The sequence below is a fragment of the Loigolactobacillus jiayinensis genome (assembly GCF_003946445.1).
In the GTDB taxonomy this organism is placed as follows: domain Bacteria; phylum Bacillota; class Bacilli; order Lactobacillales; family Lactobacillaceae; genus Loigolactobacillus; species Loigolactobacillus jiayinensis.
On the sequence record NZ_RHOF01000006.1, the window covers coordinates 45152 to 58989 of the forward strand.

Below are 13838 nucleotides of genomic sequence, written 5' to 3' on the forward strand. Positions count from 1 at the left end.
TCAGCTACTTACAGTTACACTCACCATCAGCACATTGACAATTATCAGGTACACAGTTACAAGAAACTGCTTCAGGTGCCGTTTTTTGCTTTTCTTGTAAAGTCGCAATCAAGGCCGCAATGTCTGCTTGGCTCAGCGTGGTCTCTTGGACCATTTTCAGTAAAGTTTTACCAACCTTATGTTGACACAATTGTTCAATAAAAACCTCGCTGGCGGTATCCATTGCTTGTTGTTCTGAAATTACTGGCCGGTATAAAAATCGTTTGCCATCGCGATCAGCCGTTAAGGCCCCTTTTTTAACCAGCCGGCCAACTAATGTTTTAACGGTTGGCGCTTTCCAATCCATTTTTTCGGCTAAAACGTCGCTGACCGTTTGACTACTCACTTGGCCCAAAGTCCAAGCAACTCGCATCACTTGCCATTCAGCTGAAGAAATATTTAACGCTGCACTAACTTCCATATTCGGTCACGCCTTTCGTTTACACTCGTAATTATATTTAAGTTTACATTTGTAATCGATAAATGTCAACTCTGCCGCTTTAGCCACCGATCACCCTTTAAAATGACCGCTAACGTCAACATAACAGCTACCTTGAGCAGAACCACACGCCACGCGGCTTTTAAATTATACAAGCTTTATTAGTCTAAAAGTGATATAGTTAAGTAGTGTATATCACCAAAAAATGAGGTGAAAAATGTGATTACCATCGTCACCAAGGACGGCAAAAAGCATAGTTTTACCGATGCGACTCAAGTTGTGGTCATGTCTAAAACTGGCTCTAACGCATACCCATTAGATAAGTTCCTCGAAGTCAAAGAACCACGACGCTACATTTTATTCCATGACACAACTTTACTATTTGGTATCAATACTAATGATATCGAAACAATTGAAGCAAAGTAAACAAAAATACGCCACGCTAACTTAAAAAGTTAATGCGGCGTATTTTTTATGCACAAATGGCGACAGGGGTGCAAGCAGATCGACTCTGCCGCACCCCTGTAAATCATTCTAAAACATGGTCAGCTAAATAGCGTTTTAATTTAAGCCGGCACCGTTCCAAAGCATTGCGTTCTTGCTCATGGGTAATATTAGCCATAACTGAACTATTAGTTTCAAAACTGCTGGTTAATTGCCGACAGAAAACAAACTTTTCTAGATCAGATAATTGATCAATAAAATCAGAAGCATTTGCGCGGATCATCGACCAATTAAACGATTGCATTGTCCCTTGGGTCTCAATACCTTGCCTAATACCGTCGATCTCAATGGAAACGGTGTGCTGATAAATCTGGCGCTTTTTAGCATTTTGATGTCGTATCAACGTATAAATACGACACAGCAAGCAGCGTTGATAATAGCGACCAAATGTTAACCGTGTATCGGTTCGATAACGGCGCGCCGCTTTAAAACAAACGATTCGCGCTTCTTGATCCCAGTCATCCTCATCTAACCCATAAAGATAATACTGTTGCTGGATCTTTTTTAACATTGGTCGATAGAGATAGAATAAGTGCTCAAAAGCATTAGAATTTCCTGCCGCTGCTGCCGTAATTATTTGAATAAGTTCTTCATTATACATTTTATTCACTGGCTGCCATGTTTGATTCTAGCATATCAACCGTGAAAGCGTTTTACAAGCGAACGAATGTCTATTAGGAGTTTACTTATCGTTAATCATCATCGGTTAACTCATCGCGTAATTTTGTCAGCGATAATAGCTGTTGTGAGTCCCATGGTGAACGCCGCCGTAGATCTGTATCATGGTAATGGCGCACATCGCGGGCAATTTCAGTTTTGGCGCGCTTGATCACCATTTTAAATTCGCGTGATGAAATACGTACTGCGCCACGCGAAAAAATTGTCCACTGTTCGGCTTGATCGCTGGTAACCACGGTAACTTGTGTCAAACGATTCTGCAACTCAGCGGCAATTTTTTCAATGTAACTGTCGGCCGTTTCGTCTTCCTGCGTCCAGACAACTTGTAAATTATACTGATCATAGCGCTGCGTGATGCCCGGCACATACATCGCATCAAAAACTAAAATAATTTCTGCGTCTTCGTATTTGCGAAATTCAGCTAATTGCGCTAATAAATCATCCCGTGCATCAGCCAATTTATCATCCTGTTTCAATTGTGCCAGCTCAGGCCAATTACCGATCACATTATAGCCATCGATAATCAAGATTTCGTGCATCATGGTAACTCACCGCTGCCCTGCTTTACCGAATAGGCTTGATAAAGCAGTAAACCAGTCGCGACACTGGCATTTAAGCTTTGAACATGGCCAATCATCGGAATGGTGATTGTTTCATCCATTTCTCGTTTCAGTAATGGCGCGATTCCTTTACCTTCATTACCGATGACCAACGCAATCGCACCCTTAGCGTTCCATTGCCGATAGTCAGTTCCCGCCATATCAGTTCCAAATAACCAAACCCCGCGTTGCTTCAGTTCTTTAGCGACCGCAACCAAGTTAGTCGCGCGCACCACTGGAATATGTTCAACGGCGCCAGTCGATGTTTTCGCTACAGTGCTGGTCAAACCAACAGCGCGATGCTTAGGAATAATGATACCGTGCACGCCAACGGCATCCGCGGTTCGCATGATCGAACCTAAGTTGTGTGGATCTTCAATTCCATCCAAAATCAAGAAAAATGGCGGTTGGTTTTTGGCGGCTGCTTTAGCGAATAAATCATCTAATTCCGCATAAGCATATGGTGTGATTGCCAAAACAATCCCTTGATGGTTGCCGTGATCACTTAAGGTATCTAACTTATTTTTTGGTGCTAACTGTACTGGGATCCGCTTGGCCTTCGCTAATTGTTGCAAAGCTTGCACCGAGTCAGATTTCAAACCTTCCTGAATAAAAACTTTGTTGACCCGCTTGGCGCCTTCAGTTTGTAGCGTTTCGTGCGCAGCATGGCGCCCAATCACAAAATCGGTGGCGTCAGTTTGGGGCTCATTTGATTTGCTCATTAATTTTACCTTCCTCTACTTGGGTAATACACCAAGCAGCCAATTCATCTAAGCGTTCCTGCTGGTCACTTAGCGCTAAATAACCCATCAATGCCTCAAAACCAGTTGAAATCCGGTATGTCGTCACTGAGGTATTTTTAGCGTGGGTATGGCTGTTAGCGTTACGGCCGCGCTTATAAAAACTTAATTCTTCTTCATTTAACACATTCTGTGCCAACATGGCCTCAATCAAGCCAGCTTGAGCCTTCGCCGAAACAAAATGGGTTGCTTGATGCTGTAACCGTGTCGGCTTAGTGATTCCTTGGCTCAATAAATGCCGCCGAATATAAACTTCATAACTAGCGTCACCCATATAAGCCAACGCGATTCCATTTAACTGTCGATAATCTACTACTTCTGTCATTTATTCCCTCCGCCAACGGGTGCCTTGTGCCGTATCTTCCAGCACGATACCTTGTGCTTTCAATAGATCACGAATTTCGTCACTACGTTGATAATCCTTATTTGTTCGTGCTGCGCGGCGTTCCTGCAATAATTGGTCAATTTCATCATCTAATAAGCCGTCCGGTTTAAAAATAACGCCAAAAATCTGTAACCACGTGGTGAAACTGCTTAATAAATGATTCAAAGTTGCCTCGCGAACAATTTTTTGTTCACTATAAATATTCATCAGTTTGGCTAGCTCATAAACTTCAGTCATCCCGTTTTGGACATTAAAATCATCATCCATGGCGGTGGTAAAGGCTTGGGTCAGCTTAGTTAGTTGTGCTTCCACCGCAGTATCAATACCGGCCGACACATCTTTTTGCCGATAGCTTAAGTTGTCATAGGCGATCCGCAATTTTTGCAAATTATTAGCCGCTTCATTTAATGTCGTTTCACTATAACGAATAGGCCGCCGATACTGCGTGGTCGCCATGAAAAAGCGTAACGTTTGCGGATCAATTTTTTGGATTAGATCATGAACGGTCACGAAATTACCTAATGATTTACTCATTTTTTCATCATCGTCACCAATCGTCACAAAGCCATTATGCAGCCAATAATTGGCAAACTTTTGACCTGTTTTGGCTTCGCTTTGGGCAATTTCATTTTCATGATGCGGGAATTCCAGATCCTGGCCACCACCATGAATATCAAAAGTGTCACCTAAGTATTTGGTTGACATGACTGAACATTCAATGTGCCAACCTGGCCGACCATCGCCCCAAGGTGCTGACCAGCAAATTTCATCAGGCTTAGCGGCTTTCCACAAGGCAAAATCAATCGGATCTTCCTTACGCTGCGTTTCTGCATCAACCGTATGCTCACTAGCACCTTGTTCTAATTGATCAATATCTTGATCGGATAATTCGCCATAATGGGTAAACTTACGCGCACGGTAATAAACATCGCCGTCAGCCACGTATGCATACCCTTTGTCGATCAAAACTTGGATAAAAGCAATAATGTCGGGAATATTCTCGGTTGCGCGTGGATGCGCCGTTGCTGGTTCAATATTCAAGGCTGCTGTATCTTCTTCAAACGCCGCAATAAATTTATCGGCTAATTCTGGCACCGTAATACCGTCATGTTGGGCTTGCTTAATCATTTTGTCATCCACATCAGTGAAATTAGAAATATAAGTCACCTTAAAGCCGCGAAATTCAAAATACCGCCGAATTGTATCGAAGGCAATCGCAGAACGCGCGTTACCAATATGAATATAGTTGTAAACCGTTGGCCCGCAGACGTACATATTGACCTTACCCGTCGCTAATGGCTTAAACGTTTCTTTGGTCCGGGTCAATGTATTATAAACTTGAATCATTACGTGCACCTCCGTAATTTTAATCGTTACTTCATTCTAACTTAAAACCAGTTCAAATTAAACGAAAAACGCCCTTTGATCAGTTGTCGATCAAAAGACGTTTCCACGTGGTTCCACTTTTATTCGAAGTTAAAGAACTTCCTTTTCATTCATTAACGTGAATGAAGCGGCATGCACTACCTAATTTCGCACATACACTCAAGGAGGCATTTCAGTTGTGCCACTGACGTTTTTCCACCAACCAAACGCTCGCTGTGACCGTTGCCCAACTTACTTATTCCTATCTTCGTTTTAGTGATTTAATTCTTTCAGTGTAACTTCCAAATGATGCATGGTCTTTTTACGGCCAAGTAATTCGATTGATTCAGCAATTGCTGGACCATGGGTTGCGCGCGTTGTACCGATGCGAATTGGCATATACAGCTGACGGCCTTTAACGCCAGTCTCGGCACGAACTTGTTGAATCGCATTATTGATCTCAACAGCATCAAATATTTTAACCTGCTTGATCAATTCAGCAAATTTGTTCAAAACAGCTGGTGCAGTTTCAACTGCTAATTCAGTCAAAGCCGCTTCGTCCAACTTCGGTGGTTCAGTGAAGAAGACTGTCGATTCCTCAACAACTTGGGCAGCATAGCTCATTTGGTCATGGTACAACCCAACCAGCGTCCGTGCCCATTCAATTGTCTTGTTATCTGGATCTTCGGGTAAACGGCCAGCCTTGATCAATTGATACAAGCCCATATCAGTAACTTTACTGCTATCGGTTTGCTTCATGTATTGATTATTGACCCATTCCAATTTCTTAGCATCAAACTTAGCTGGTGATTTACTCAAGCGTTTTGGATCGAACATTTTGATCAATTGCTTGCGGCTGAAGATTTCATCTTCGCCAACTGGTGACCAACCTAGTAAAGTGATGAAGTTAAACATCCCTTCTGGCAAGTAACCTAATTCACGATATTGTTCGATAAATTGTAGGGTATTCTCATCACGCTTAGATAATTTCTTACCAGTTTGCGTGTTAATGATCAACGTCATATGGCCAAAAATTGGTGGTTCCCAATCAAAGGCTTCATAGATCATCAATTGTTTTGGTGTATTAGCAATATGATCATCACCACGTAAAACATGGGTGATCTTCATCATATGGTCATCAACAACAACGGCAAAGTTATAAGTTGGCATGCCATCACGCTTCATGATCACAAAGTCGCCACCGATTGAATCAGAGTCAAATTCAATATGACCCTTAACTAAATCATTAAATTCATACTTTTTATGCACTGGTACGTGGAAACGAATAACTGGCTTCAAGCCTTGTGCTTTAGCCGCAGCAATTTTAGCCGCTTTTTCTTCAGCGTTTAAACCTGCAAATTCATCTTCATAATGCGGCATTTCATGACGCGCTTTTTGTGCTTCACGTTGCGCAGCCAATTCATCTTCAGTAATGTAAGATTCGTAAGCCTTACCTTGGTCAACTAATTGCTGGATCAGTGGACCGTAGATAGCGCCACGTTCTGATTGCCGATAAGGGCCAACGTCACCAGGTTTGTCGGGGCCTTCATCCCAGTCCATTCCTAACCATTTTAACATGGTTAATTGGCTTTCTTCGCCACCTTCAACGTTACGTTTGGTATCAGTGTCTTCAATACGAATCACGAATTCACCCTTGTTATGCCGCGCAAAAAGATAGTTGAACAATGCCGTCCGTGCGTTACCGATATGCAAATGGCCGGTTGGGCTTGGTGCATAACGAACACGAATTGTTTTATCTGCCAATTTAAATCCCGCCTCTTTCATTATTTTCCTTTTTAATCATCATTGCCAAGCTGAAAGCCTGACACAGCACCTATAATTTTACTGGTCAAGACCAAACTTGTAAAGCCAACTGACGAAATTATTTTAGCGCGTTTGAAAAAAGAGCCAACTTAGTCACTCACAACCTCGCTTGCGAATAAGCTATTGCCGCAAACACACGTCATCTAACCAACTCAAAATATCAGTTAAACTCAAAAATTGGCCTTTTGGAACCCTTTTCCAGCAAATCATTAAGACTTGTTTTGCTACTTATTATGTTCACGTAGTCCCTTTTGTGAATGCACCGGCTTAGCAAAAATCATCCGGCCGGCTGCAGTTTGTAACGCGCTAGTCACGGTGACGTCTAATGACTTGTTCATATAATATTGACCATCTTCAACAACGATCATGGTGCCATCATCAAGGTAAGCAACCCCTTGTTGGCGCTCAGTCCCCGACTTCACAACTGTGACCGTCATGCCATCGCCAGGAATAACAACTGGCTTCAAGGTGTTGGCTAACTCATTGATATTCAAAACTGGTACGTTTTGGAATTCACTGACCTTATTTAAATTAAAATCGTTCGTTACAACGATCCCATCAATCAACTTGGCTAGCTTGATCAACTTACCATCAACCTCGGTTAAATCTTCAAAATCGCCTTCATACATTTCAACTGGCATTGCGTCAGTTTTTTGGAGATCATTCAAAATATCCAAGCCGCGGCGACCACGAGTGCGTTTCAACGAGTCAGCTGAATCGGCGATCAATTGTAATTCGTGCAAGACAAAATTTGGAATCAACAATGTTCCTTCAATAAAGCCAGTTTGAGCAATTTCATAAATTCGGCCATCAATGATCACACTCGTATCCAAGATTTTGTACTTGTGAAAGTTATCGTCGACTTTACGCGCCAACACTTGATCTTGTTCTGCTTGCGTTTCAATTACTGCTTTTTTTCGTAATTGGAACAAACGTCGCCATTCATCAGTTCGCGTTGTTCCGACACGAAAACCAATGTAACCTAGCAACACCATCAAAATAATCGGTGCTAAAGTATTAAACAGAAAAAAGTTCATCCGGTACAATGGAATCGAAATGATATTGGCCAAAAGTAACCCGATAATCGTTGCAACACTACCAAACAATAAGTATGTTGGCGATTGTTTACTGATCAAGGCTTCGGTTTGTCTGATCAAACGATCAAATAAACTGACAATTGGTCCAGCTAGGAAAAGCGAAATGAAATACGAAATAATAGCACCAATTACAATATCAACGAATAAATTATTTAAGTAAACGACTGTTGCTAGACCAGCCACACGCCATAACAGTGGCAAAAAAGTCCCGGCTAGTGAGGCACCAACCAAAACAATTAATACTGTGGTAATTCTCTTCTTCATTTTAATTCACCTTCTTTCAATCAGTTAAATGCCTTTTGTAAAGCTTCACTAACGGTGGTAACGCCAATGACTTTAATCGTCGCTGGCACTTCCAACCCCTTAAGGTTGTTGTGCGGAATAAACATGCGCTTAAAGCCTAATTTAGCAGCTTCATTGATCCGTTGCTCGATTCGATTAACGCTACGGACTTCACCGGTCAGCCCAATTTCACCAACAAAGCAGTCAGTCGCCTGAGTACCTTTGTCGCGATAGGAAGAGGCAATGCTGACGGCAACCGCTAAATCGATCGCCGGTTCATCTAATTTGACGCCACCAGCGGCCTTTAAATAGGCATCTTGGTTTTGTAACATTAAGTTAGCCCGCTTCTCCAGCACCGCCATGATCAACGCAGCCCGATTACGGTCGATCCCAGTAGTCGTTCGCTGGGCGTTACCAAAAACGGTTGGCGTCACTAAGGCTTGAATTTCGACTAAAATCGGTCGTGTCCCCTCCAAGGAAACGACTACCGCCGAACCAGTTGCACCGGTTAAACGCTCTTCCAAAAAAATTTCTGACGGATTTGCAACTTCGTATAAACCACCAGCCCGCATTTCAAAAATACCAATTTCGTTAGTTGAACCAAAGCGATTTTTTACCGCCCGTAAAATTCGATAAGTCCGTTGCTGGTCTCCTTCAAAATACAGCACTGTATCCACCATGTGCTCCAAAATCTTTGGTCCTGCGATGGCCCCGCCTTTAGTCACGTGGCCAACAATGAAGATCGTAATTTGATTTTGCTTAGCAATTCGCATTAATGACGCTGTTACTTCGCGAACCTGCGCGACACTGCCGATGGCTGAGCTTAAATCAGGCTCCTGCATCGTCTGAATCGAATCAATAACCACATACTCAGGCTGCAGGTTTTCAATCTGCTGGCGAATACTGCCCATATCAGTTTCTGGATACAAGTAAAGTTGCTTGCCGGAAACGCCTAACCGGCCTGCGCGCATTTTAATCTGCGAAGCACTTTCTTCACCGGAAACGTATAAAACTTTTTCTTTACCTTGACTGAGTTGCCCGGAAACTTGTAGTAACAAGGTTGATTTCCCAATCCCAGGATCACCACCGATCAAGACTAATGATCCCGGCACGATTCCACCGCCAAGCACACGATTAAGCTCTGCCAATTGTGTATGCACCCGTGGTTCCTTTTCAACGCTGACTTTGGCCATTAGCTCTGGCTTAGCAATATGGCCAGCAATATTGGCTTGTGCATGAGTCGTTTCTTTTTTAGTAGCAGTTATTTCTTCAACCATCTGATTCCACGCACCACAATTCGGGCAACGGCCTAAATAACGTGGTGAATTATAACCGCAATTCTGACAAACGAATTGTGTTTTTGCTTTGGCCACAGAATACATCCTTTCTATACATTAATTAAAATTAACCTCTAGTCTAATCGTTTCAACGCTAAACTAAATCCGGCGCAAGGCTGAATTAACGTCCTGAAGAACCGAAACCACCAGTCCGCTGACTCAAGCCACCTTCATCGGTATCACTACGTAAATAAGGCATAAAGATACCTTGACCGATACGCTCACCCTTTTTTATAGTGAGGTCACGCACGCCTAAATTGACGAGTTGAAAGAAAATCTCGCCTTCATTTTGGGCGTTATTATAATAATCAGCATCAACAATGCCAACGCCATTTGGTAAAATCAGGCCGCGCTTAATTGGGCCACTAGAACGATTAGCCAATAGTAAATATTCATCCGGCTGCATATAAACTTTGATGCCAGTTGGTACTAAGTAGGGTTTCAATGTTTTACTAGCAGCAGTATAGTCAGCGTCCGTTAAAGCTTGACCGTGGCGCACATGCCACAACAACCGCAAAAAATTGCCGCGCCAAATTGATGGCAAGGTAAAATCCTCTGCAGCTTGAAAATCATAACCAGCTGCCTGCTGTGTTGCCCGCTGTGGTAATTGTAATCCCGCATCTTGATAACGGGCAACTATCTCAAATCCTCGCTTCATAAACTAAAAAAACTCCTTATCCGCTTTTATGCCACCACAGTCTAATTATACAGTACAAATTGTGGCCAGCTTTGCATCTATTTCTTGTCTCTAATCATAGCATTTATTCGTCTAAATAGGTAACTAACTTGGACTAGTCATTGTTATTGCTCTCAATAGGCAAGAAATCGTTTTCTTGCCTTTTAAACGGCGAAACTTTACAATAAACTTAACCATAAATTAAACACGGAGGCTACGCCCATGGAATTTGAATTTGAACCAGGTCGCTTTTACAATAACGATGCTGACGGTCGCTTAGTTGCTGAGGTAACATTCCAAACATTAGATCATGGTAATGTTTTTGCTGTTGATCATACTTTTGTACGCGATGATCATCGTGGCCAAGGTATCGCCGGTCAACTGATCCAAAAAACGATTGAGCACGCCACAAATCATAATGCTAAAATTTTACCGATTTGCACCTACGCCAAGGCGTTTTTCGAACGTAAGCCTGAATATAATGATATTGTCGCCAAATAATTAGTTAAGCGTGGTCCAACTTTTGGGTCACGCTTATTTACTATCTGCTGTTACTTGTACTAGAATAGAACCAGACGAAAAAACGTCGCTAATAATGGGGAGTGAATGAATTGAGTCAAGAAATTACACCAGCTGCAATTGCCGATTATCAAGCACATTTACAACAAGTACCACAATCCGCAACCATCAAACGCGCAGTCATGAATAATGGTATTCTCGCTGCTAGTGAAAATACAGATTCAAAGGTCGCGATGAATCAAACTTTTTCCATTGATTTAACTGCTGAAAAAGTGGCCAATCAAAAACAAAGCGGTCGCTGCTGGATGTTTGCCGCATTAAATACCATGCGCCGTAGTATCGCTGATCAATTTAACTTAAAAGATTTTGAATTATCACAAAATTACACTAATTTTTGGGATAAATTTGAAAAAGCTAATTATTTTTACGAAAATATCTTAGTAACGGCTGACGAACCATTAGATAGCCGCAAAGTCAGCTTTTTATTGACCACACCACAACAAGATGGTGGCCAATGGGATATGTTGACAGCTTTGATTGAAAAATACGGCATTGTTCCTAAATATGTGATGCCTGAAACGTACAATAGTTCAAAATCCAGTGAACTAAATGGCGTATTAAACTTAAAATTGCGTAAAGACGCCGTTAGTTTACGCCAATTAGTCGCTGACAAGGCCAGTGACCAGGAAATCGCAGCTGCTAAGTCACGCTTCTTAAGCGAAGATTACCGGATCTTAGTTTACGCATTAGGTGAACCACCCGTTAAATTTGATTTTGAATACCGTGATGGTGATAAAGCCTATCATATCGACCGCGACCTAACGCCACAAACTTTCTTTAAGAAATACGTTGGCTGGGATCTAGATAGCTATCAATCAATCATTAACGCACCAACTGACGACAAGCCTTACAATCATTTATACACAATTGAAATGTTGGGTAACGTCGTCGGTGGCCGCCAGGTTCGCCATTTGAATTTAGACATTGCCACCTTTAAGCAATTAGCTATCAAGCAATTACAAGCTGGCGAAAGTGTTTGGTTTGGCAGTGATGTAGGTCAAGCTTCCGACCGCCAAGTCGGTATTATGGATACCGCTATTTATAACAAGGACGCCCTCTTTGACGTTGATTTTGGCATGACCAAAGCCCAACGCTTAGACTATGCTGAAAGCTTAATGACGCACGCCATGGTTATCACCGGCGTTGACCTTGTTGATGACAAACCAACTAAGTGGAAAGTCGAAAATTCATGGGGCGATAAAGTTGGCGAAAAAGGTTACTTTGTCATGAGTGATGATTGGTTAGACCAATACGTTTATCAAATCGTTATCAATAAGAAATACTTGCCTGCTGACTTATTAGCTGCAACTAAAGAAGATCCCAAAGTTCTAGCACCTTGGGATCCAATGGGTGCATTAGCGGCACGGTAAAAATTAATTAAACGAAGAGACGCCAACAATTGTTGTGCGCCTCTTTTTTAGTGCTTATGAATAATTGTTTTTTGCTGGATCCGTAACTTATTATCTAGCTCATAAACGATCGGCTCACCGTTAGCGACTTCTACACCGTTGATTCCTGCATCAGAAATACCTTCTAAATACTTGATCAACGCACGTATAGTACTCCCATGAGCAACAACTAATTGATCATGACCATCAAGTAGTGCTGGCCCAATATGATCTAACCAATAAGGTACCACACGGTTCAAGGCCATTTCCAAGCTTTCAGCTAGCGGCTCAAAACGGTAGCCAAAACGCGTATAGCGGCGATCATAGTCTGGCTGCTGCAATTGTGGTGGCACTGTGGTGTAACTCCGCCGCCACAAGACAACTTGCGCTGCACCATATTCTTGACGAGTGGCGTCTTTATTTTGTCCGCGCAGTGCACCGTAGTGTCGTTCATTTAATCGCCACGTTTTGTGCAGTGGCACAGCTGAGATTTTCAATTGATCCATCACAATATCGGCGGTCATGATTGCGCGCTGTAATAGCGAGGTATGAACTGCAGTGAGATCAAGTTGTAGCGGTACTAAACGGTCACCTGCCTGTTGTGCTTCTATAATACCAGTTGCCGTTAATGGCACATCGGACCAACCAGTATAGATGTTGTCACGATTAGCCGTACTTTCACCGTGGCGCAATAAAACCAATCGTGCCATTACTTGTCACTCCCTAAAATTTAACTTTAATTAGCCGCGTACAGATACAAACACACCATCATTTTTAACGTGCCTACATTAATTTAACCGGCGCACGTCTCTTTCATCATTCTCTATTCTACCGAAATTAATCGTAAAAAAACAGTCATACCACAATTTTCCTATTTTCAACGGTCACTGAATTCGTTATAATTAAAATTAAATAAATATCTAATTAAATTTTAATCTTTCGTTTTACATGGAGGTCACTTATGAAAATTCAAGTTCCCGCAACCACATCTAATCTGGGCCCTGGCTTTGATTCCTGTGGACTTGCGTTGGCACTTTATTTACGAATCCAAGTTGGTGCTGAAAGTGCACATTGGGAGTTGCAGCACAATCTTGGACCATTAATTCCCAGCGATCAAGAAAATTTGATTGTTAAAACTGCTTTGGCCGTTGCTGGCAAGCAGCCCCTTACACCACACCAACTCAGCGTTATGTCAGATATTCCCGTACAACGTGGTCTTGGCAGTAGCGCCGCAGCAGTCGTTGGTGGTATCGAGTTAGCTAACCGTTTGGCCAATTTAAACTTAAGTATTGATGAAAAAATTACTTTGGCCACCAATTTTGAGCATCATCCTGATCATGTAGCGCCAGCAATTCGGGGTAACTTCGTCACGGCCGCTATGATCGATGATCACGTTTACTCAGTGCGTCATTTTTTCCCTGACTCTGACTTTGTCATCTACATTCCGCGAGAACAGTTGCCGGCCGTTAAAAGCCGTGAAGTATTGCCCCAAGCACTAAATTATAGTCAAGCAGTCGCCGGTAGTGCCATTGCTAACGTGATGATTGCCGCCATTTTAAATGGTGATCTCACCTTAGCGGGCACGATGATGGAACACGATTTATTACAGGAGCGCTATCGTGATAACTTTGTGCCTTTCCTCAAACAAATGCGCACCACTGCTAAAGACCTCGGAGCGTACGGCACCTTCATATCCGGTGCTGGCCCAGCAATTATTACCATGTGTCCTGAAGAAGCCACTGAGGATATCAAAGCTGCTCTGATGCAAAAACACCCTACCGGCACAGTGATTTCATTATCAGCCGATAAAGATGGTATTCAAGTATTTTAAAAAAGTGTGACCAGC

At 42.5% G+C, this 13838-nt stretch carries 14 protein-coding genes, 1 pseudogene and 1 other annotated feature; of the genes and pseudogenes, 4 read left to right on the forward strand and 11 right to left on the reverse strand.

What is annotated here, in order from left to right; all coding sequences use genetic code 11:
• Positions 1–4 precede the first annotated feature (4 nt).
• A complete protein-coding gene (locus EKM80_RS02695; protein WP_125551584.1) occupies positions 5–460 on the reverse strand; it encodes a CopY/TcrY family copper transport repressor in 456 nt (151 codons plus the stop codon).
• Between the two features lie 237 nt (positions 461–697).
• On the opposite strand from EKM80_RS02695, the gene EKM80_RS02700 reads away from it, so the two are divergent.
• Positions 698–904 (forward strand): hypothetical protein, encoded by a 207-nt coding sequence (locus EKM80_RS02700; RefSeq protein ID WP_125551585.1) that lies wholly within the window; start codon positions 698–700, stop codon positions 902–904.
• 103 nt (positions 905–1007) lie between these two features.
• Here the strand turns inward: EKM80_RS02700 and EKM80_RS02705 are convergent, their stop codons facing one another.
• The 9 genes from EKM80_RS02705 to EKM80_RS02745 all read right to left on the reverse strand — a co-directional run bounded on the left by EKM80_RS02705 (position 1008) and on the right by EKM80_RS02745 (position 10007).
• The gene (locus EKM80_RS02705) at positions 1008–1583 is read right to left on the reverse strand and encodes an RNA polymerase subunit sigma-70 (protein ID WP_125551586.1); all 576 of its coding nucleotides are present in this window, start codon (positions 1581–1583) and stop codon (positions 1008–1010) included.
• Positions 1584–1674: 91 nt separating this feature from the next.
• Positions 1675–2202 (reverse strand): NYN domain-containing protein, encoded by a 528-nt coding sequence (locus EKM80_RS02710; RefSeq protein ID WP_125551587.1) that lies wholly within the window; start codon positions 2200–2202, stop codon positions 1675–1677.
• A complete protein-coding gene (rlmB, locus tag EKM80_RS02715; protein WP_125551588.1) occupies positions 2199–2981 on the reverse strand; it encodes a 23S rRNA (guanosine(2251)-2'-O)-methyltransferase RlmB in 783 nt (260 codons plus the stop codon). Before rlmB ends, EKM80_RS02710 begins: the two co-directional genes overlap by 4 nt.
• Positions 2965–3384, reverse strand: a complete 420-nt coding sequence (locus tag EKM80_RS02720) for a Mini-ribonuclease 3 (protein ID WP_125551589.1) — start codon at positions 3382–3384, stop codon at positions 2965–2967. Before EKM80_RS02720 ends, rlmB begins: the two co-directional genes overlap by 17 nt.
• Complete coding sequence (cysS, locus tag EKM80_RS02725) at positions 3385–4791, reverse strand: cysteine--tRNA ligase (RefSeq protein WP_125551590.1); 1407 nt, start codon at positions 4789–4791, stop codon at positions 3385–3387.
• 90 nt (positions 4792–4881) lie between these two features.
• Positions 4882–5087, reverse strand: a binding site (T-box leader).
• Positions 5083–6573: a glutamate--tRNA ligase gene (gene gltX / locus EKM80_RS02730; protein WP_125551591.1), complete on the reverse strand. Its 1491-nt coding sequence runs from the start codon at positions 6571–6573 to the stop codon at positions 5083–5085. It overlaps the preceding feature by 5 nt.
• A gap of 284 nt (positions 6574–6857) precedes the next feature.
• Positions 6858–7994, reverse strand: coding sequence for a PIN/TRAM domain-containing protein (locus EKM80_RS02735; RefSeq protein WP_125551592.1), 1137 nt, complete (start codon positions 7992–7994; stop codon positions 6858–6860).
• A gap of 20 nt (positions 7995–8014) precedes the next feature.
• On the reverse strand, positions 8015–9385 hold the full coding sequence (gene radA, locus EKM80_RS02740) for a DNA repair protein RadA (RefSeq protein WP_125551593.1): 1371 nt from the start codon (positions 9383–9385) through the stop codon (positions 8015–8017).
• Positions 9386–9470: 85 nt separating this feature from the next.
• Positions 9471–10007, reverse strand: coding sequence for a dCTP deaminase/dUTPase family protein (locus EKM80_RS02745; protein WP_125551594.1), 537 nt, complete (start codon positions 10005–10007; stop codon positions 9471–9473).
• Positions 10008–10244: 237 nt separating this feature from the next.
• On the opposite strand from EKM80_RS02745, the pseudogene EKM80_RS02750 reads away from it, so the two are divergent.
• Together EKM80_RS02750 and EKM80_RS02755 are read left to right on the forward strand one after the other, a co-directional pair.
• Positions 10245–10526: pseudogene (locus EKM80_RS02750) on the forward strand (GNAT family N-acetyltransferase); the annotation flags it as partial.
• 110 nt (positions 10527–10636) lie between these two features.
• Positions 10637–11974 (forward strand): C1 family peptidase, encoded by a 1338-nt coding sequence (locus EKM80_RS02755; RefSeq protein WP_125551596.1) that lies wholly within the window; start codon positions 10637–10639, stop codon positions 11972–11974.
• A gap of 47 nt (positions 11975–12021) precedes the next feature.
• On the opposite strand, the gene EKM80_RS02760 is transcribed toward EKM80_RS02755, so the two are convergent.
• Complete coding sequence (locus EKM80_RS02760; RefSeq protein ID WP_125551597.1) at positions 12022–12702, reverse strand: 2,3-bisphosphoglycerate-dependent phosphoglycerate mutase; 681 nt, start codon at positions 12700–12702, stop codon at positions 12022–12024.
• Between the two features lie 251 nt (positions 12703–12953).
• On the opposite strand from EKM80_RS02760, the gene thrB reads away from it, so the two are divergent.
• Complete coding sequence (gene thrB, locus EKM80_RS02765) at positions 12954–13823, forward strand: homoserine kinase (RefSeq protein WP_125551598.1); 870 nt, start codon at positions 12954–12956, stop codon at positions 13821–13823.
• The last annotated feature ends 15 nt before the right edge of the window (positions 13824–13838 follow it).

What these genes read in the sequence shown, in the direction of transcription:
- EKM80_RS02695 (WP_125551584.1), bottom strand. Translation starts at nt 460, where the DNA reads ATGGAAGTTAGTGCAGCGTTAAATATTTCTTCAGCTGAATGGCAAGTG.
- EKM80_RS02705 (WP_125551586.1), bottom strand. Translation starts at nt 1,583, where the DNA reads ATGTATAATGAAGAACTTATTCAAATAATTACGGCAGCAGCGGCAGGA.
- EKM80_RS02710 (WP_125551587.1), bottom strand. Translation starts at nt 2,202, where the DNA reads ATGATGCACGAAATCTTGATTATCGATGGCTATAATGTGATCGGTAAT.
- rlmB (WP_125551588.1), bottom strand. Translation starts at nt 2,981, where the DNA reads ATGAGCAAATCAAATGAGCCCCAAACTGACGCCACCGATTTTGTGATT.
- EKM80_RS02720 (WP_125551589.1), bottom strand. Translation starts at nt 3,384, where the DNA reads ATGACAGAAGTAGTAGATTATCGACAGTTAAATGGAATCGCGTTGGCT.
- cysS (WP_125551590.1), bottom strand. Translation starts at nt 4,791, where the DNA reads ATGATTCAAGTTTATAATACATTGACCCGGACCAAAGAAACGTTTAAG.
- EKM80_RS02735 (WP_125551592.1), bottom strand. Translation starts at nt 7,994, where the DNA reads ATGAAGAAGAGAATTACCACAGTATTAATTGTTTTGGTTGGTGCCTCA.
- EKM80_RS02745 (WP_125551594.1), bottom strand. Translation starts at nt 10,007, where the DNA reads ATGAAGCGAGGATTTGAGATAGTTGCCCGTTATCAAGATGCGGGATTA.
- EKM80_RS02760 (WP_125551597.1), bottom strand. Translation starts at nt 12,702, where the DNA reads ATGGCACGATTGGTTTTATTGCGCCACGGTGAAAGTACGGCTAATCGT.
- thrB (WP_125551598.1), top strand. Translation starts at nt 12,954, where the DNA reads ATGAAAATTCAAGTTCCCGCAACCACATCTAATCTGGGCCCTGGCTTT.